At 41.0% G+C, this 18,831-nt stretch carries 21 protein-coding genes; 7 read left to right on the forward strand and 14 right to left on the reverse strand.

Features of this window, described 5'->3' with window-relative positions; all coding sequences use genetic code 11:
• Positions 1 to 671: 671 nt before the first annotated feature.
• The 7 genes from HGJ91_RS14860 to HGJ91_RS14890 all read right to left on the reverse strand — a co-directional run bounded on the left by HGJ91_RS14860 (position 672) and on the right by HGJ91_RS14890 (position 8,044).
• Entirely contained in the window at positions 672 to 869 is a 198-nt protein-coding gene (locus HGJ91_RS14860) for a hypothetical protein (RefSeq protein ID WP_291348623.1), read from the reverse strand.
• Between the two features lie 18 nt (positions 870 to 887).
• Positions 888 to 2,213, reverse strand: coding sequence for a phenylacetate--CoA ligase family protein (locus tag HGJ91_RS14865; RefSeq protein WP_291348624.1), 1,326 nt, complete (start codon positions 2,211 to 2,213; stop codon positions 888 to 890).
• 12 nt (positions 2,214 to 2,225) lie between these two features.
• Positions 2,226 to 3,176, reverse strand: a complete 951-nt coding sequence (locus tag HGJ91_RS14870; RefSeq protein WP_291348625.1) for an MBL fold metallo-hydrolase — start codon at positions 3,174 to 3,176, stop codon at positions 2,226 to 2,228.
• 35 nt (positions 3,177 to 3,211) lie between these two features.
• On the reverse strand, positions 3,212 to 4,219 hold the full coding sequence (locus HGJ91_RS14875; protein WP_291348627.1) for a TRAP transporter substrate-binding protein: 1,008 nt from the start codon (positions 4,217 to 4,219) through the stop codon (positions 3,212 to 3,214).
• A 310-nt stretch (positions 4,220 to 4,529) separates the two neighbouring features.
• Positions 4,530 to 5,519, reverse strand: a complete 990-nt coding sequence (locus tag HGJ91_RS14880; RefSeq protein WP_291348628.1) for a DHH family phosphoesterase — start codon at positions 5,517 to 5,519, stop codon at positions 4,530 to 4,532.
• Entirely contained in the window at positions 5,512 to 6,615 is a 1,104-nt protein-coding gene (locus tag HGJ91_RS14885; RefSeq protein ID WP_291348629.1) for a hypothetical protein, read from the reverse strand. The genes HGJ91_RS14880 and HGJ91_RS14885 overlap by 8 nt, the downstream gene beginning before the upstream one ends.
• Positions 6,616 to 6,670: 55 nt before the next feature.
• Positions 6,671 to 8,044, reverse strand: a complete 1,374-nt coding sequence (locus HGJ91_RS14890) for a TIGR01777 family oxidoreductase (protein ID WP_291348630.1) — start codon at positions 8,042 to 8,044, stop codon at positions 6,671 to 6,673.
• A gap of 196 nt (positions 8,045 to 8,240) precedes the next feature.
• Between HGJ91_RS14890 and HGJ91_RS14895 the strand changes: the two genes are divergently transcribed.
• Positions 8,241 to 9,437, forward strand: a complete 1,197-nt coding sequence (locus HGJ91_RS14895) for a flavodoxin domain-containing protein (RefSeq protein ID WP_291348631.1) — start codon at positions 8,241 to 8,243, stop codon at positions 9,435 to 9,437.
• A 24-nt stretch (positions 9,438 to 9,461) separates the two neighbouring features.
• The gene (locus HGJ91_RS14900; protein WP_291348632.1) at positions 9,462 to 9,929 is read left to right on the forward strand and encodes a ferritin family protein; all 468 of its coding nucleotides are present in this window, start codon (positions 9,462 to 9,464) and stop codon (positions 9,927 to 9,929) included.
• 86 nt (positions 9,930 to 10,015) lie between these two features.
• Here the strand turns inward: HGJ91_RS14900 and HGJ91_RS14905 are convergent, their stop codons facing one another.
• The 6 genes from HGJ91_RS14905 to HGJ91_RS14930 form a co-directional block, all read right to left on the reverse strand.
• Complete coding sequence (locus tag HGJ91_RS14905; protein WP_291348633.1) at positions 10,016 to 10,396, reverse strand: desulfoferrodoxin; 381 nt, start codon at positions 10,394 to 10,396, stop codon at positions 10,016 to 10,018.
• A gap of 106 nt (positions 10,397 to 10,502) precedes the next feature.
• On the reverse strand, positions 10,503 to 10,715 hold the full coding sequence (locus tag HGJ91_RS14910) for a hypothetical protein (RefSeq protein WP_291348634.1): 213 nt from the start codon (positions 10,713 to 10,715) through the stop codon (positions 10,503 to 10,505).
• A gap of 236 nt (positions 10,716 to 10,951) precedes the next feature.
• On the reverse strand, positions 10,952 to 11,923 hold the full coding sequence (locus tag HGJ91_RS14915) for a phosphotransferase (RefSeq protein ID WP_291348635.1): 972 nt from the start codon (positions 11,921 to 11,923) through the stop codon (positions 10,952 to 10,954).
• Positions 11,907 to 12,353, reverse strand: a complete 447-nt coding sequence (trxC, locus tag HGJ91_RS14920) for a thioredoxin TrxC (RefSeq protein WP_291348636.1) — start codon at positions 12,351 to 12,353, stop codon at positions 11,907 to 11,909. The genes HGJ91_RS14915 and trxC overlap by 17 nt, the downstream gene beginning before the upstream one ends.
• Positions 12,354 to 12,362: 9 nt before the next feature.
• Entirely contained in the window at positions 12,363 to 12,794 is a 432-nt protein-coding gene (locus HGJ91_RS14925; protein WP_291348637.1) for a flavodoxin domain-containing protein, read from the reverse strand.
• A gap of 14 nt (positions 12,795 to 12,808) precedes the next feature.
• Positions 12,809 to 13,969 carry an alpha-hydroxy-acid oxidizing protein gene (locus HGJ91_RS14930; RefSeq protein WP_291348638.1) on the reverse strand — a complete coding sequence of 387 codons (1,161 nt, stop codon included), beginning with the start codon at positions 13,967 to 13,969 and terminating at the stop codon, positions 12,809 to 12,811.
• Positions 13,970 to 14,232: 263 nt separating this feature from the next.
• On the opposite strand from HGJ91_RS14930, the gene HGJ91_RS14935 reads away from it, so the two are divergent.
• From HGJ91_RS14935 to icd, 5 genes are read left to right on the forward strand one after another with little or no spacing between them, the layout of a single operon-like run.
• The gene (locus tag HGJ91_RS14935) at positions 14,233 to 14,499 is read left to right on the forward strand and encodes a glutaredoxin family protein (protein ID WP_291348639.1); all 267 of its coding nucleotides are present in this window, start codon (positions 14,233 to 14,235) and stop codon (positions 14,497 to 14,499) included.
• On the forward strand, positions 14,489 to 14,818 hold the full coding sequence (locus HGJ91_RS14940; RefSeq protein WP_291348640.1) for a ferredoxin-thioredoxin reductase catalytic domain-containing protein: 330 nt from the start codon (positions 14,489 to 14,491) through the stop codon (positions 14,816 to 14,818). Before HGJ91_RS14935 ends, HGJ91_RS14940 begins: the two co-directional genes overlap by 11 nt.
• Positions 14,819 to 14,835: 17 nt before the next feature.
• Positions 14,836 to 16,017 (forward strand): citrate/2-methylcitrate synthase, encoded by a 1,182-nt coding sequence (locus tag HGJ91_RS14945; RefSeq protein WP_291348642.1) that lies wholly within the window; start codon positions 14,836 to 14,838, stop codon positions 16,015 to 16,017.
• A gap of 18 nt (positions 16,018 to 16,035) precedes the next feature.
• A complete protein-coding gene (locus HGJ91_RS14950) occupies positions 16,036 to 16,689 on the forward strand; it encodes a rubredoxin-like domain-containing protein (RefSeq protein ID WP_291348644.1) in 654 nt (217 codons plus the stop codon).
• Positions 16,690 to 16,713: 24 nt separating this feature from the next.
• Positions 16,714 to 17,934: an isocitrate dehydrogenase (NADP(+)) gene (gene icd, locus HGJ91_RS14955; RefSeq protein WP_291348646.1), complete on the forward strand. Its 1,221-nt coding sequence runs from the start codon at positions 16,714 to 16,716 to the stop codon at positions 17,932 to 17,934.
• 8 nt (positions 17,935 to 17,942) lie between these two features.
• Here icd and HGJ91_RS14960 read toward each other — a convergent pair whose 3' ends face one another.
• Entirely contained in the window at positions 17,943 to 18,743 is an 801-nt protein-coding gene (locus tag HGJ91_RS14960; RefSeq protein WP_291348647.1) for an exodeoxyribonuclease III, read from the reverse strand.
• Positions 18,744 to 18,831: the final 88 nt, after the last annotated feature.

An 18,831-nucleotide genomic window follows, 5' to 3' on the forward strand; every position in this document is an offset into this window, starting at 1 on the left:
ATTTTAGGGTCTCCACAAACCCTTTTTAAGGAGGTATTCTGTTTTTGTAAATCTCTCACTTACCCGCAAAGCAAAGCTTGGACCATCAGCAAAGCTGAAGGTTTAATTTATTAATTAAAAAATCTGCATCAAAAAATTAATACCAAGATTTCTAATATCTGTAAAGGTATTCCAACAAATCAAGTTTGGTGGAAATATAATTGATTCAAAAAAGACTTGTCAGGTTAATCTTAATTGGAGACACAGATTATCCCAAGAACCTCAGATTCATTTTTATACATCTTGATTTAATCCTGAAAAAGAATTTTCAATTTTCTGAGACTATGAACAAAGTCACATAGCGACGTCTGAACTGAATCTTGCCGAGGAGGCCGGGGTATGGGTTGCAGGAAATCGTTGATTGGGCGTCTGTACAGATTCTTAATGCAGTGGAGCGTTAAAACCGGTAAAGTGTCTGAGTGAAACGAGTTTTTACCGGTCAGCGCAACGGAATTTAGAAGCTGCAAGAGATTCAATCGGATTCATCGCAACCCATACCCCGGCCGGTTTAACGCAAAATCACCAAGGGAACAAGTGTTGACGACAACCCTTCAAGTATATTGGTAATCGTCTTCGGATAAGATGTTTTTATCAGAACAAGGCCTGCCATATTACCAGATATGTTAAATTTTCTATGCCCCACCATCAGTCAAATCAAATGCCACAATATCTGAAATATTTAATTCCAGCATTTTTATGCTTGCCAAAGCCCTTTTGGAATTTCTTGACAAAGCAGGAAATTGTTCAGCCTCTATTTCAAGTTCAGTCAATAATTGTTTTATTTTAAGGATTTTATCATTAACCACCGTCAAGTCAGAGAAATTTTTCATGGCCTGCCTTTCTTTTCTTTAAAATTTTTTCCGTAGATCCTTAAACCGTTTTGCCTTTACTTCATATCTTGGCAGGCTGCCGTAATCATAATATTCAATTCGATACCCCAGGTTTGTTTTCAGTCTGAGCTGATCTTTCAAGATATTTTCCACACTGAGCTTTGTAACATCCGGCATGAGTTCCACTTTAAGCTTTATCCTGTCGACATCCCCCTGCTTGTCCACAACAACCTCAAACTCATCGCCAAGACCGTTGATGGATCTGACCACTTCTTCTATGGCCGCAGGAGAGAGGAGTACCCCTTTCACCTTTGTAATATCGTCAGAACGGCCAATGACACCGCCCTTGATCAGTCGGAATGTGCGACCGCATGAACATGGCTCTGAATCCCATTCAATCACATCTTTGGAATCAAATCGAATACAGGGCTGAGCCATCCTGTCCAGGGCCGTGATGATCATCTTTCCTCTTCGGCCCGGTTCTTCTATGATTTCACCGGTATCCAGATCTTCTATTTCCACAAGAAACATGGCTTCATTGACATGCATTCCGCAAGGCTGTTCCCTGCACTCGTATGACCATGCACCGATTTCTGTTGCACCGGAGTGATCATATACACTGGCGCCCCAGGCATCTTCCATTCTTTTTTTCGTGCTGGGGATACCGGCACCCGGTTCGCCGGCGCAGGTGATTTTGTTGATGGAGAGCTCGCTGGGATCGATCCCCATTTTATTTTTTGCCACATCCGCCATTCTCAAGACATATGTCGGCGTTGCCATCATGGCTGTTGCAGTCAATTCTTTTATTTTTAATATGCGGGACTGGGTATCAAGGACACCACCGGGAACCACTTCACAGCCCAGTTTTTCTGCCGCATAATGTCCGGCCCAGAAAGCAACAAAAATATTATAGCCAAAAGGAATAAACACCCTGTCTTTGGGACGATATCCCTGTGCCCATAAAATAAAAGACCAGCATTCCGACCACCACTCCCAGTCCTGCCAGGTATCGGGCTGATAAACCGGCTGGCCTGTGGTACCACTGGTCTGTCTGAAGGTTGAAACCTCTTCTAAGGGAACACACAGGGCATCTCCATAGGGAAAGGGCTCTTTGTTCTGAATTCCTCTCATCATGGATTTTTCAACCTTGGGGATCTTTTTAATATCATCAAAGGAACGAATATCATCAGGGGTTAACCCTGCGGTATCATAAAGCGCCTTGTGAAATTTTGAATGGGTATAGGCCCAGTTTAATAGTCGCTTAAACTTTTTAAACTGCAAAACTTTAAGTTTTTCCAACGGCATTGTTTCCAAAACCGGATTCCAGTAATCTTGAGGACTCATTTACTTATCCTTCTAAAGTATGATCCTGCTGCCTACACTGTTTAGAATAAAGGCATCGGGCATTTCCTCGGCAAACCGTGTAATTGCCTTGAACCCGGTACAATGCATGGGAGAAATCACCTGTACTGCCATTTTTTTCATTTCTTCAATTGTGGGCTCAATGGAAGGTTCCATAACAGCACCACTCAAATGGAACCCTCCGATTACAGCACAGATTTTCTTGTTACCGGTTAATTCCCCGGCATATAAAACAGAATTTATGATGCCGGCATGGGCGCATCCGGAAATTACGACCAGCCCCTTATTGCCAAGATTTATAACGAGTGACTGATCATCTTTAAATGTGTCTGAAACAAACTCGCCATTGGATTTGATCAGGGCTCCGGGCAGTCCTTTTTCAAATGAGATGGTTCGGGGAACTTCACCCGTAACTAGGATAGAATCTTTGCACAGCAGGAGTGGTTCTTTGTTTTCCATCACATCGGCTCCCCAGTCTTTAAGCTCATCCCTGGAAGGGAATGCAGGAAAAACCAGCCGTTCTGAAGGAAATCGAATAACACGGGGTAAAAAAGCATCCGGATGCAGGATAAGTTTTATCCCTGCCCCGGCTAAATCAACAATTTCCCTTAATGCTCCGACATGATCCATATGGCCGTGGCTGAGAACCACTGCCTCAACCTCTTCCAATGACAACCCCAAATACTCAAGATTGTAAGGAACTGCCACATTTGTATAACCTGTATCAAGTATGATGGAATGCGTCTCTTCTTTTACCCGGACCTTCACTAGGAGGGAAAGACCATGCTCTGCCAACAGGGTGTTTTTCGGAATAACGCCCTCCCTGGCAAGGGGAGGACGAATGACGGTCTTGCTGCTCGGCAAAAGGACATCTGAAAAATTATCTACAAGGGTTGTAATCTCGACACTGTCTGCTTGACACAAACTTAATATTTCTTTTTCCATTTACACCTGCTCTTTGATTAATATGGATGCTGATTTTAATTTCCCAGGAATCTTTTTATAAATTCCACAGCTGCCCTGGCCGGCAGGCCCTTTTCTTCTGATTTTTGTATAAAATCTTCAATAACGGGTTCTATGGCTGTTTCCCACTTTTTACCTTCCTGCTCTGTTAAAGTGATCAGTTTTCCTCCTTTTGAAATCAAAAATTCTTCACCTTCAGCATCACTCGTATCCCAGGCTTCCCCGTGTTTAACAATCCAGATTTTATTAATTTCTGTAATAATACTTTGAATATCAGCGGGCAGGCCGGCCCATTTATCTTTATTCATGACAACAAAAAATGTAGAGGTATTGGCAATGGGATAATCAAATGTGCCGTATTTAACCACATCTGCCATTCTCCACCCTTTGTTTACTTCCATGGGATAAATCGCTCCTTCCACCACACCTTTTTGAAGACTTTGATAGAGTTCAGGCATTGGCATGGTAACTGGGATACCGCCAAGTGCTTTGACAACCTTTGCAGTTGTACCATGTGACCTGATTTTTATCCCCTTCAGGTCATCCATGGTACTCACAGGTTTTTCTTTGGTATATAAAAGACCAGGACCATGGGCATGGAGATACATGACCTTGACATCATCGAGTTCTTTGGGGTTAAATTTTTCATAAACCGCATTGGCAACGATTGTTGCAACCATACCGGATTTATACCCAAGTGGAAGATCTACAGCTTCCATCAATGGAAAACGGCCTCTTGTATACCCGAACAGGCAGAGTCCCAGATCCGACATTCCCGAAACCACGCCGTCATAAACCTGTTTGGCTTTTGTCAGAGTCTGTGCCGGGTAGTATTCTACAATGACAGCTCCATTGGTGCGTTTTTTTACTTCATCGCACCATGACTGGGCAAGTTTGCTTTGAATATGCGTGGGAGGGAAAAAATTTGAATAGGTTAATCTAATGGTTTTGGCATGAAGAATTGAAGTAAAGAAAAATGTACTTAAAAAAATAGGAATAATCCAAAAATACATAAACTTTTTCATTTTAATGATCTCCTTTAAGTTAAATTAATTGCCTGACTTATTTTATATACTGAGAATAATTGACATACAAGAGATATATTTCAGGTAAATAACAGGTATGAAATATACCTGTTATTTAGAGGAGACTAAAAAGGTATGAAGGTTAGACCCGTCTTTTTTTGTCCAGATAATTTCATAAGGTCTTCTCTCCCCCTTTTCGTCGCTTTTCAAGTTGCTGGGAAAAAATCTTCTTATTATCCTCATCTAAAAGTGGATAACGCTTTTGCTCTGTCAGGTTTGTGTCTGATTCTCGACCTCGTTTAAAAAAAAACTATATGATTTTCTTACCGGCTGTCTTGTCAATAACCGATATAATCCAGTCTCCAAGGACTTTTTTGTTGACCGCTTTGATCTGTTTTCGAATCAGCTTTAAATCAAGCTCTGCCCTGGCCATTGTCTTATGCCCCCCGGCTGAACCATACATGGAAAACGCTTCTTTTACTGTATTTCCAGCGCCTTTTCTCAATCCGTCATTCCGAATGATAATGATCAGTTTTTTTTCATAAACACCGGAAATAATACTCCAGTTAACTTTTGAAAGGGTTAAAAAAAAGTCTGCCACAACCACAAGTTCATCGGGTTTGGTGATGTTTCCCGCATGGAAAAAAACACGATTGTTAATCACTTTTCTTTGTTTTATGGCATGCCCGACAAATTCGAGATCTTCCTGGGTCAATGCCGTTCTTTCAACTTTAGTGACAATATTATTATCCGCAAATTGATAAAGGTATTGAAATGCCCTGATATCTTTCAGGCTTGCCTGTCGGGTAAAATCAGACGTATCGGTTTTAATGCCCAGCATCAGGGCTGCAGCAAGTCTGGAAGAGGGTTTTATTTTCTTTGACTTAAGGTATTCAGTCATAATGGTGGAGCAGGCACCATAACCCGGTCTAATATCAACATATGTGGCATTATCACAAGTTAATGGATGGTGATCGATAATGGCATCATAGTTAAATTCAGAAAACCGCTCATTGTGATCGGGCTGGGAATCCACCACCACAAATGAAGTAAACTCTTCTTTTTCTATATCATCCAGTGCCACCAGACCCGGTTCAGTATATTCGATCATGGCAAGGTTATCCGGCCGGCTGATCTTGTTAAAATGGGCAATGGTCACTTCACTGACCCTGCGCCATAACAGTCTTTTAACTGCCATGGCACTGGCAATGGCATCGGGATCGGCATTGATCACCACAAGCACTTTTGACCCGCCTGTGAAAAGACTTAAAAATCGATTAAGTTTTTCCCGGTTATTCATCTGCTCGTTCCCTTTTGTTCCTGCTGAAAAACAGTGTCAGCGTTATAAAAGAATATCCAATGATGGCAAGGATTGCAAACCCTCCGTAAAAAACGCCCAAAGGGGCAAGAACAATAGCGGTCAGCCAGTGAATAAAAATCACTGTCGGAGAGTGCAGTCTTATGGGAAAATCATCAAACCTGCAGATGACGGACAGACCGCAAAGGTTCCAGCCGTATAACGAAGCAAACACATGCATATGGAGCAGCCATTTTATTTTTTGAGGATCATATCCTTCAGACATCTGCATGCAGATATATACAATGCCTGAAACAGCCGTCAAAATCAAAAACCCAATCCCTGAGGTTAAAAAAAGTTTCTGCTGAATTTTTTCGGCAAATTTTGTATACAGTAAAAATACGATAACCACTGCTGTGAAAAGTGCCGCTGTTACAAAAATCTGGGGAATAAATTTTTCAAATAAAATGAAAATAAAAAAAATGATCACCCCAAGGGTAATGGTCCAGAAGCAGGCCTCCATGACTACCTTGGCTGATGATCCTTCTATCTTTTTCAACATTGTAAAAACCAGAGAAAGCGTGATCAGCGACAATGGGAAAGAAAAGCCTAAGAAAAAGGTGTTTAAGGTCAGCTTTTCCATGGTCACAAACTTGAAATATTCATTGTTCAAAATAACCAGGGATGCCATGACAATCCCTATGGAAAGGCACAACAGTGATGCCTGGTGAAATTTCTCCGATACTGGTTCTTTGAGGCTGATAAACTGTATGGGTACCAGTGAGAATTTCTCAATTCGAATTTTTTCCACCAGTATAAACAGTGGAACTGAGATAAGGATGGTAACCGGATAAATTTTAAAAAAAGCAGAAAAAGCGTAAATTAACGAGCCCAAGAAAAAAAACGTAATAGTTTTGGAGACTTTTACCCTGCCTTGTGTATAATAAAGGAGGATGGTGCCGCCTGTACAAAGATTAAAAAGAAAAATATGAAGCCTTTCAAAACTATAATTATCTGCCGGGAAATAAATATGAATGAACCCAAAAACAAGGGCTGTAATCATTAAAAGAGAAAAGAGGATTTTTAATTTAATATTCATTTTGTTTTACCTGATAGTATTGCCTTTATTATTTTTCATTTTAAAATTATAAGTTCTATCTGCCAAGCATATCTTTCAGTGCGAAAAGAAGCGTTTCATGTTGAAATGAGAACCCATTGTCCAAAAGTTTTCCAGGTTTCACCCGTGCACTGGCCAAAAGGGTTTCCTTTCCCAATTCCCCCCACAAAAACAAGGCCACAAATTTGGGGAGTGTAAAAAATACCTTTTTTGAAAAAACCCTGGCCAGTGTTTTTGAAAACTCCTTATTGGTGACAGGATTTGGGGCGGTCAAGTTTACAGGTCCTTGGATTTCATGATCCCTCAATATGTGCAGGATGCCTGACAATACATCATCCATGCTGATCCAGCTCATATATTGTCTACCATGGGAAAGTTTCACACCACAGCCTGTTTTAAAGGGCAGTTCCATTCTTTTAAGAGCACCGCCGGCCGGGGTAAGCACCACTCCAATCCTGAGCTGAATAGTCCTGATTCCCAGCTTTTGGGTAGTCATGGATGCATCTTCCCACTGTTTGCAAACCCTGGAAATAAAACAATCTCCCATATTATCGGTTTCGCTTAAAATTTTATTTTTGCCTTCCCCATAAAAGCCGACTGCAGAAGAAGAAATAAAGACATCCGGTTTTGGGTCAAGATCTGCCATTTTCTTCACAAGCAGCCGGGTGGGAATTATCCTGGAGTCAATAATCCGTTTTTTCTGGCTTTGGGTCCATCTGCCCCTTGAAATATCAACCCCGTTTAAATTGATGACGGCATCAAAGGGACCTGCCTTTTCAAGGTCAAGTATGCCGTTGTACGGATCCCAGAAAATTTCATCCTCTAAAAGAGTTTCTTCTTTTCGAACCAGTCGGATCACCTCATGACCACAGGTTCTCAAAAACGGGACCAATATGCTTCCTATGGTTCCACTGGCACCGGAAATAAGAATTCTTTTCTTTCTGGTTTTGTCCACATGGTGTTCAAGATCATATTTGAGCACCCTGTGTCTGTAGTTGAACATTCGCTCAAATTCTTTTTTGGCAAACCCGTAAAACGGCCGACTTAAAAATCCGAACGGCAATTTAAATTCAACCTTATCTTCCATGATTGAACCCGCATTACCATCCGCTATAAACCTATGGGTATGTTCCCATTTGGCAAACGGTCCTTTTATCTGCCGGTCTTTAAACAGTTTATTTTCCTGATACGCTATATGCTCGGCCTCCCAGATCATGGGTATCTTAAAAAGACTTAACCGAAATGCTACTTTTACTCCTTTTTGAATACCACGACCGCTGCGCGAAATCATTTTCAAGGGTGCCCATGGCGGTGTCAACCTTGAGATGGCTCCTTTTCCGGCATGCCATGAAAAAAGAATTTCAACAGGCGCATTAATTTTTGTTCTTTTTATATAAACATTATGACTCATATTTTACTCTATTGAACAAATGATTCATTGATTTTACGCATCTTATACTATAATAATAAGCTTCAAGTTAAAACCCTTTTTATCAAGAAGGGAAAACTCAAATTTGAGGCACACTCTTTGCATTAATTGAGAACAATAAAACGAGTTTGGCAACCTATTTAAATCGATTAATTTTTATTAAGGGAGGCACAAATAAATGTATAAACCCATTGAAATAGCAAAGGGAATATATTCCGTTGGATGCCGTGACTGGGATATCAGGGATTTCCATGGTTATTCTACCTATGAAGGTACAACCTATAATGCATTTCTGGTACTGGGCGAAAAAAATATTCTCATTGATACGGTAAAAGAAAAATTTTCCGAGGAGCTACTTTCCAATATCAGCAGAGTTATTGACCCAAAAAAAATTGACATCCTTATCAGTAATCATACGGAAATGGATCATTCCGGATCCATCCCCAAACTGATGCAGATCATCGGAGAAGACAAGCCCCTATATTGTTCAAAAATGGGGGCAAAAAATCTGAAAAGCCATTTTAACCGGGACTTTAATTTTAAGGTTGTGGGAAGTGGTGATGAACTCAAAGCAGGGAATAGAACCTTTTCCTTTCTTGAAACAAAAATGCTTCACTGGCCGGACAGTATGTTTACCTATCTTGTGGATGACGCCATCCTGTTTTCCAGCGATGCCTTTGGCCAGCACTATGCCGGCGACAAGTTCTTTGATGACGAAATCGGAGATGAAATTATCCCCCATGCAAGAAAGTATTATGCCAATATTCTTCTTCACTTTTCGTCAAGGGTACAGGCACTTTTAAAAGATGTTGCAAAAATGAATCTGAAAATCAATATGATCTGTCCGGATCATGGCATCATCTGGCGGGACAACCCGTCCAAAATCATTGAGGCTTATGACAACTGGTCCAAGCAGGAGCCGACAAACAAGGTGGTTGTCATCTTTGACTCTATGTGGGACAGTACAAGCAAAATGGCCCGATCCATTACCAGTGGTATTGAGTCGGAAGATGTGAATGTAAGGCTCATGAACACCAGGAAATGGCATCGAAGTGATATTATGACGGAAATCATTGAAGCCGGTGCTATTGCTGTGGGTTCTCCGACTCTCAATAATGGCATTTTTCCTGTTATTGCCGATGTCATGACATATATCAAAGGCTTGAGGCCCCAGAATAAGATTGCGGCTGCATTTGGTTCTTACGGATGGAGCGGCGAAGCCGTAAAAATTCTGAACAAAAAATTTTCTGAAATGAAACTGGATATTATTGACGATGGTGTTAAAGTTCAATATGTTCCGGATGAAGATGATCTGAACAAATGTTTTGATCTGGGCGTAAAAATAGCTAAAATATTAAAAGAAAGGTTGTCATAAAGAAGAGATGACCCGGAGGGAAAAATGCCTAACGAGTTTAATGCAAATGATATTTTTGAAATTGCTGTAAAAATTGAACAGAATGGTGCGAAATTTTACCGGAATGCTGCAGAACAGGTAGAAGAGGAAAAACACAAAAAATTTCTCCTTGAGCTGGCTTTGATGGAAGACGATCATGAAGTAATCTTTGCCAATATGCAAAAAGAATTAAAAGATGAGGAAATATTTTCTACAGCGTTTGATCCTGATGATGAAAATATCCTTTATCTAAAAGCGCTTGCTGACACCCGGGTCTTTTCTGAAAAAAAGCAGATCGATAAAAGCTTTAAAAGCATATTGAGCGCTGCTATTCAGGCAGAGAAAGATTCCATTGCCTTTTATCTCGGGATGAAAGAACTGGTTTCTGCAAAACTGGGTCAATCAAAAATTGACAATATTATCAAGGAAGAAATGAGCCATATCAAGCTTCTTGCAGGAAAGCTGACTGAATAATCATGAGTGGGGTCAGGCTTTCCTTATTGTCGTTATTGATTTCAATAACGACAATAAGGAAAGCCTGACCCCGTTTAGAACGGGCCTTAAGACTTCCAAAGACCGTGGAGATTGCAATAGGCCCTTGCAACAACCTTAGCAGCATCGGTTTTAAACTGGGCTTCAGGCGAACTCGTTGGTGTCAACATCTGTCTTTGTACAAACGTACTGTCTTCGGAAGTAAGCTCAATCCACTCAATCCAATGATCATTTCCCATGGGGTGGGCGACACTGCCGACCTTCACTAAGTATCCGCCATCCGTTTTTTCAATCACAGGCACATGTTTTTCCAGTGCCGCATCTACTGTGTTTTCAACCAGGCGATCCATTGCCTGGCCACAACACATGACCGGCGGTTTTTCGCCATGAAGGACCTGTACGATATTTCCACATTTGCCGCATTTATAAATACCAAGTTGTTCAGCCATTACATCTCTCCTTTTTTTATGTTTTGTTGCTTATTATAATCGATAAAACAGGGTGAAATCCAGACAAACAAAATTAAATTCAGGCTATAAATTTCTTATATGTCATTTAAAAGGATTTTTCCACAAAAATTTTAGAGGAACCACCTGTTAAAAACCCATTAAAAATCGTTTTTGCCAATTTGTCTTCATCATTGGTGACTTCTTTGAAAATAGATGCCATTTGAAAGTAAATTTCATTTTTGGATTTCAAACCAAAATAAAAATTGGGTGCCTGGACACCTTTCTTATACCTTTTTATTCCAAATTTTGATTTAGACATTTTTTATCCCTCCTGGATTTTTCATCACATGCTTACACTTCCTATTTAGCAAGCATCATACCAGGAGATCAAAATTACATGTCTTTCCTGCGAAACCCCTTATGGTTAAACAAGTTGTAATGATTAATAAATAACCTTAACACTAAAAAAAGATTCGAGAGACATTCGTGTCTCAAATTATCGTATCAATGAACAATAACAAACAATACAAAAGTGTGCCAAGTTGTTTGATGGTTTCAAATTCCCCAGCCCTGTCTTAAAATTTCCATATTGTCAACAAGAATCCCCATATAAGCTTCCTCCATTTCAAGCATGTCTTTATCTTCTTTTCGCAGCCACTCTGACAACCAGGCAAACCTTAATGCAAGAATATACTCCGGGAAGAACTGCCATCCTATTTCACTGTAAAGCTTCTTTGCCCGTATTTCTCTTAAAAATGTCATCACCATGGGCATTCCCAGGCCCTCTGGATTCTCAATCCCGGCACAACCAACAAGGTTGGCGGCATCGTAAATATCAGGTTTTATCCCGGTAAACTCCCAATCAATCACGGCCCTTATTTGATCATGATCCCAAAGGACATTTAAAGGATGCAGGTCCCCATGGCAAAAAGAGACAGGCAGTTTATCGTGAACATCCATAAACTCTTTTTCTAAAAATATTAAAAACGGAAGAAATTTTTTATAGACTACATTATTATGTTTCTTAATTTCACCGAATAATTTATAAATATATTTTTTAATGGAAAAGGGTTTAAAAGAAAGGCTGCTTTCAATATTTACAGAGGTGTTGGAGAGGCAAATTAAAAATAATGCGAAGTTTTTTCCCATCTTTGATGATGACAGATAATCCGGTCGTTTAATTCCGGTACTGTCTAAAAAAAAGGACAGCTGAAAACAGGCATCTTTAAAAAACGGTAAGAACTCCCTGTTATTAGATTTTTGATACGATAAGGCGACTTTTAAGCCATTATCATTCAAATATTCAATTGCTTTGGCGACATTGTGACGAATCTGAAATTTTCTTTTGGAAAATTTTTCAAGCAGGAAAAGAGTGCCTTCTTTATCCTGAAACACTGCACGCGAAAGTGTCCGCTCAGGGCTACCCTGGATATCAATATCCCGGCGGACACATTTAAATTCAATATTCCACTGGCGCCTCACCCATTGAAGGAATTCTTCATTTTTATCATCAAAGAATTCTTGCAATCTGCGATTCCAATTGCTCTTTTGGCAATGCGCCAATCAGCGTATCAATGATCTGTCCATTTTTTACCAGAAGCATGGTTGGAATACTTGAGATAGAATATCTCGACCCGATCCCGGGGTTATCGTCCACATTGAGCTTGGCTATTTTCAACCTTGCCCTGTATTTTGCAGCAAGCTCCTCCATGATCGGGCCAATCGCCTTGCAGGGGCCGCACCAGGGTGCCCAGCAATCCACCAGTACGGGAAGTGTTGACGCCAACACCTCCCGATCAAAGGTGCTGTCCGTAACATTGACCGGCTGGCTTAATATTTCTGCCGGCAATACCTTCCCGCATTTCCCGCATTTTGGAGTTTCATCTATCCGTGATATCGGTACCCTGTTTTTTGCGCCGCACTTTGAACATGCCAATATCAGACTGTTATCATTCATTATAATATCCTAAATCAGTGCAATAATACTTTTCCCATATTCCTGGGCTGCCTTGAGCCCCCCCCCAACCCAGCTTGCCTTTAGCATCAAAGGACCTGACACCATTTTCATGCCGTAAATATGTTCCATGGTTTCAAATATTCTTCCCGGTGCCTCACCACTCCAGCCATAGGCACCAAAAGCACCGCCGGGCTTATCTTTGAGTTCTGCTCTTTCTGCTATAAACAGAATCTGTTTCATGGATGTAATCATTTCTCCATGATAGGTTGCCGAACCAAAGGCATAGCCATCATAACCCTTTAAATCCTCTTCGCTCTTAATCTGACTTGTTTTTTTAATATCAACCTCATGTCCTGAGATACGAACACCCTCTGCGATCAGCTCAGCAATTCCTTTTGTCTCATCAGACCTTGATGCGTATACAATCAAAACTTTTCCCATTTTTTCTCCTTTGTTTAATTATGTTTGAATAAAATTTTTGAATCTGCCATTTTAATGTTCTTTGTTCCGGTCATAAACATGGCTTTTTTCAAAGTTTTTTGAATGTGCTCAAGGTGCAGCTTCACCCCCAGGGTTCCAGCACCAACAGCCGCCCGGATAATATCCCTTCCCAAGAGGACGGCATCTGCCCCCAGTGCCAGCATTTTCAACACATCGTAGCCTGTTCTCACACCACCATCCGCTGTAATCGTAACAGAATCCCCAAGTTTTTTCCTGATCAACGGCAGCATTGTGGCAACACCCGGGGTTGAATCCAGAACCCGACCCCCATGATTGGATATGGCAATGGCACTGGCACCTGCATCTGCACACTTTTGCGCTTCATCCGGGATCATGATGCCCTTGGCAATAAAGGGCAGCGATGTAAATTTTACCAATTCTTCAATATCTTTGACACTCTTTTTAAATACAGGCTGCCCATGCAATGCCATAATGGTTGACCCGCAACCATCCAGATCAACACCAACGGCTTTGCAGCCATACTTTTCTGCTTTTTCAATCAAATTTTTTAAAACATCCTGGGACCTTGGTTTGAATATGGGAATGCCATATCCGTCACAAACTTTCATGGCATTTAACGACGGATTATCCTCGGGTGTATAAAACCAGGTGTCCCCTCGAAGTCCAATAGTGCCCGCTTCTTTTGACCCTTTTAATACGGATGTGCAGAACAGGGTTTCATCCAGAGCATCATTATATTTCTGGGCACCTGCTGTAGACGAAGCCAACACCGGGAATTCAAGGCCAATTCCCAGAAAAGAACAGGAAGTATCCGGTTCAAAATGATCTCCCAATACCGACATATTCAATTGGATGTCTGCAAGGGCTTTAACATTTGCCCTGAAAGACTGCCCCTGGCCGATACCGCCAAGTCCAATGGGTTTTCCATACGCTTCACGCTGGCATATTTTATCAAAATTGCCGTCACATGACGGATATGCCGCACAGATTCCCTTGAGCTTTTTCCTGGCCAAATCCCTGACCTGTTCAAGGGACTGAGGGACCTCTTCCAACTTCATAATCATTCTATCGTCTGCATGGCAAATCTCACATGTGCCGGGTTTGTTTTCACCACTAAATGTTTCATGACAAACAGAACAATACCACTGATTCATTGAATTTCTCCTTTTTTGATTTGGACTCTGACAAGAATATCATTCATTTGTATTTTAGCAAAGTTGTATTCAAAAAACAGTTTTTTCTCGTAAAGTTTTTAGACTGCAAAAATCAGACCATACAAATTTATACTCTTTGGAACTCAGTCAATCCAATTTTACTTTAAACTTGCAATTCTGGTATAAATCATGCAAGGTTTATTAGCTTAAATTAAACACTACAGGAATGTTTCTTGTAATTTATGCCAGCAAAAGGAAAACACATGACCAGGAACAAAACAACATTATATGCATTAAGTACCTGCAGCCACTGCAAATCAACCAAAAAACTTCTTTCCGAATGCAATGTTGAATATGAATATATCGCGGTAGATGATCTGGAAGGAGAAGAGCGAAAAGCCATTCTGGCAGACGTTAAAGAGATGAATCCCCGCTGTTCTTTTCCCACCGTTAAAATTAATGATATCGTTATTGTCGGATATAAAAAAAACCAAATCAAGGAGGCTTTAGGGATTAAAAATGAAAGTTGAACAACTCTACGCAGCATTAAAAAAATCCCAGGAAGCAAAAGGAATTTACTTTAACAAGGACAAGGAATTGGTATTTGAACTTCTTGAGGCCCTTGTTTTAAATAAGGAGCGGTATGGATATATGGCCTGCCCCTGCCGACTTGCCTGTGGTGACAGGGAAAAGGACAAGGACATCATCTGTCCCTGTGAATATAGGGCACCTGACCTGGAAGAATACGGGGCCTGCTTTTGCGGCCTTTACATTTCCCAGGCGCTCCATAACAATGAAATCGAATCAGAATATATCCCTGAAAGAAGACCCCCTGAAAAAATATTTTAGTTTTTAAGGAGATCCTCATGGATGAATGTATATCACCTGTTATGGATACCGGCCTTCGCGGTGTTGATGTGGCCAGTTCAAAAATTTGCGATGTTCAAGGAAAAGAAGGAAAGCTGATCTATCGAGGGTTTTTGATTGAAGATCTCGCCCGGAATGCAAGTTTTGAAGAAGTCTGTTTTCTTTTATTGTATGAAAGGCTTCCCAAAAAACAGGAGCTGGAAAATTTTAATCAAAGCTTGAAGCAAAAAAGAAAGGTTCCTGAAAATATCTTTTCTTTTCTTAAAGCACTTCCTTCAGACATGAACCCCATGGATGTTCTGCAAATTACGATCCCTTTGTTGATGCAAACCGATCAAACTGTCGGAAAACCGGAAATTGAAACCGTATTATTCAGTGCTGAAAATCTTATTGCAGGAATAGCAACCATTACGGCTGCATGGGACCGGATCAGGAACAAAAAAAAAGTCGTTCTTCCCGACAATGATTTAAGCCACGCGGCAAATTTTCTTTATATGCTCAACAATGAAAAACCCAATGATGAAACAACCCGTTTTTTTGATATAAGCCTTGTCCTGCACGCGGAACACTCCTTTAATGCATCAACATTTACGGCAAGACAGGTGGCATCAACCAGGGCTCATATATATGCCGCCATATCTGCCGCCATCGGTTCTCTTTCAGGTGCCCTTCACGGCGGTGCCAATGTCAGGGTCATGAAAATGTTAAAAGAAATCGGGTCTGTTGAAAAAATCGATGCCTACATCAATGACATATTAAATTCCAAAGGGCTCATCATGGGGCTTGGTCACGCGGTTTACCAGACAGATGACCCGCGGGCCATCATTCTTGCGCCCATGAGCAAGAAAATGGGACAAATCAGCGATCAACCTTTATGGTATGAACTTTCAAGGGAGCTTGAGAAAAAAGGGAAGGCTGCCTTTAAGGCAAAAAAACAACGAGAAATCTTTAGTAATGTAGATTTTTACAGTGCATCCCTTTTCTATGCCATGGGCATTGCCACAGATCTTTTTTCACCCCTTTTTGCTATTTCAAGGGTCAGTGGATGGGCAGCCCATGTCATTGAAGAACAATTTGCCATGGCCGCCCCGAAACCCTCCCTTTACAGGCCGGGGGCAGAATATGTCGGTGATTATTGCGGGCCTGATGAGTGTGTATTCACAGATATGGATGACCGTTAAGATAAAAAGGACCACTATATGAAAGTTTGGCAATGCAGTATTTGCAAATATATTCACAAAGGAGAAAACCCTCCTGAAAAATGCCCGGTTTGCGGTGCAGATGCAAGTAAATTTGTAGAAATAAACAAGGCACCCATGCCGGAAAAACCTATTAAAAAAGAAACTCCTGCGGTAAAATCAGGGATAGACCGACCTGAAAAAAAAGAAGTGCCAGGGCCGGCCCCTGCCATTAAAGAAACAGGTTTTGAAAAAATCAAATCATTGTTGCTCAAGCACCATGCCCACCCGATTTCCGTGCACTCACCCAATGGGATACTACCTGTAGTCGTACTCCTGTGGCTGATGGCCTGGGTGTTTGACTCTGACCTTTTTCCCAGGGTGGCTTTCATTAATATGATCTTTGTTGTTGTTAGCCTTCCTTTTGTAATTTTCACAGGTGTTCTTGAATGGAAGAAAAAATATAATGCTGCCTTGACAATAATTTTTAAATTAAAAATCATGGCAGCCACCCTGACCATAATTTCATGTACAATAAGTCTTATCTGGTACCTGATAGACCCCCAAATTATATCATCACCCAAAGCCTGGGTATTTATTCTCGTAAACATTATTATGCTGATTGCCGTCGGCATTGCAGGACATATTGGCGGCAAACTGGTATTTAAAGATTAATCATTCAAATCAAAAGGAATTTCCATGGAAGAGATCATTCAATTAAATGGAGACGGATCATTATCTGTTCCCGACACACCTGTTATCCCATATATATCCGGGGACGGCACAGGACCTGACATATGGAACGCAACCAGGATTGTGCTGGACGAAGCTGTCAAAACGGCTTATGGAAACAATAAAAAAATTAGTTTCAAGAAAATCCTTGCCGGAGAAGAAGCTTATGAAAAAACAGGGGAATGGCTCCCCAAGGAGACACTGGAACAGATCCAAAAATATAAAGTTGCCATCAAAGGCCCGTTAACCACCCCTGTGGGGCATGGCATGAGAAGCCTTAACGTGGCTATTCGACAGGATCTTGACCTGTTTGCCTGCATCCGCCCTGCAAAATATATTATGGGGGTTCCCTCTCCCTGTAATGAACCTGAAAAAATTGATATGATTATTTTCAGGGAAAATACTGAAGATCTCTATCTGGGTATTGAATGGGAAGCAGGGACTAAGGAGGCAAAAGATGCTGTCTCATTTGTTAATACAAAAACAGCCAAGCCCCTTGATGAAAGCACTACAGGTATTGGGATTAAACCCATCAGTGAGAAAAATACCAAGCGGTTGATCAGAAAAGCCATTCAGTTTGCCGTTGATCATCACAGGAAGAACGTCACCATTATGCACAAAGGCAATATCATGAAATTTACCGAAGGTGCGTTCTTAAAATGGGGGTATGAAGTCGGGGAAAATGAGTTCACGGATGCCATCATCACCGAGCAAAATCTCTGGGACCGATTTGACGGTAAAATCCCTGAAGGAAAAATCGTTTTAAAGGACAGGATTGCCGACAACATGTTTCAGCAGGTGCTTTTGCGGCCCAGCGAATACGATGTCATTGCAGCACCAAACCTGAATGGAGATTATATTTCAGACCTTCTGGCAGCCATGGTCGGAGGGCTGGGGCTTGCACCGGGTGCCAATATAGGTGACAGCTGCGCCGTGTTTGAAGCCACCCATGGGACTGCCCCTAAATATGCCGGACTGGATAAAGTAAACCCGGGGTCTGTTATTCTTTCAGGCGCCATGATGCTGGATCACTTAGGATGGCATGAAGCGTCGGATGTGATCCATGCAGCACTGCAAAAAGCCATTTTAAACAAAAAAGTTACCTATGATCTGGCAAGGCAGATCCCAGGTGCAATTGAATTAAAATGCTCTGAGTTTGCCCGGGAACTGTGCGCTTCCATGGTCTGACAACATTATCAAATCTCGATCATAAGACCGATCGGGCAATGATCTGATCCAAATATATCATTATCGATAAAGGCTTGTTTGACAATGCCTTTATCGATAAGATCCTTTGTCACAAAAAAATAGTCAATCCGCCAGCCGGCATTGTTTTTTCTTGCATTAAACCGATATGACCACCATGAATACTTGACTTGGTCCGGATGGAGCTGTCTGAAAGTGTCCACATACCCCATGTCAACCATCCGGTCCAGAATATCCCTTTCAATTCTTAAAAACCCGGATCGCTTGGCATTGGGTCCTGGATTTTTCAAATCAATCTCATTGTGAGCCGTATTAAAATCCCCTGTAATAATCAGACTTTTTCCCTGGTCTTTCAATTTATTTGCATAGGTTAAAAACCAGTCATAAAAGTTAAGTTTATATTGAAGTCGCTCGTCACTCATCTGACCGTTGGGGAAATAAATATTAAATAAAATAAAATCATTATAATCCAGTTGAATGACCCGCCCTTCATTATCAAATTCAGGTTTTAAAAACGATGTAATAACTTTTTCAGGTTTTACTTTTGAATAGACTGCAACCCCGCTATATCCTTTTTTTACAGTTGAATAGGACCAGAACGATTCATAGGAAAGCAAATTGATCATTTCACCAGTCCGCTGTTCTTCCTGGAGTTTTATTTCCTGGAGCAGAAGGATATCGGGATCAAGGGTGCGAATAATTTTTGTAAAATCTTTTTTCATTACTGCCCGCAATCCATTTATATTCCAGGATATTATTTTTACTGAAGTTTCCCATTTTTTATCAGAGATATATTCGAAGTTGACCACATCTACCTCAAAAGTATATGCGAAGATATACTATAAAATCAATTGGTTATGGCAAAGAAAATTTGTTTTT

Origin of the sequence: Desulfobacula sp., assembly GCF_014237455.1 — a bacterium.
Classification (GTDB): Bacteria; Desulfobacterota; Desulfobacteria; order Desulfobacterales; family Desulfobacteraceae; genus Desulfobacula.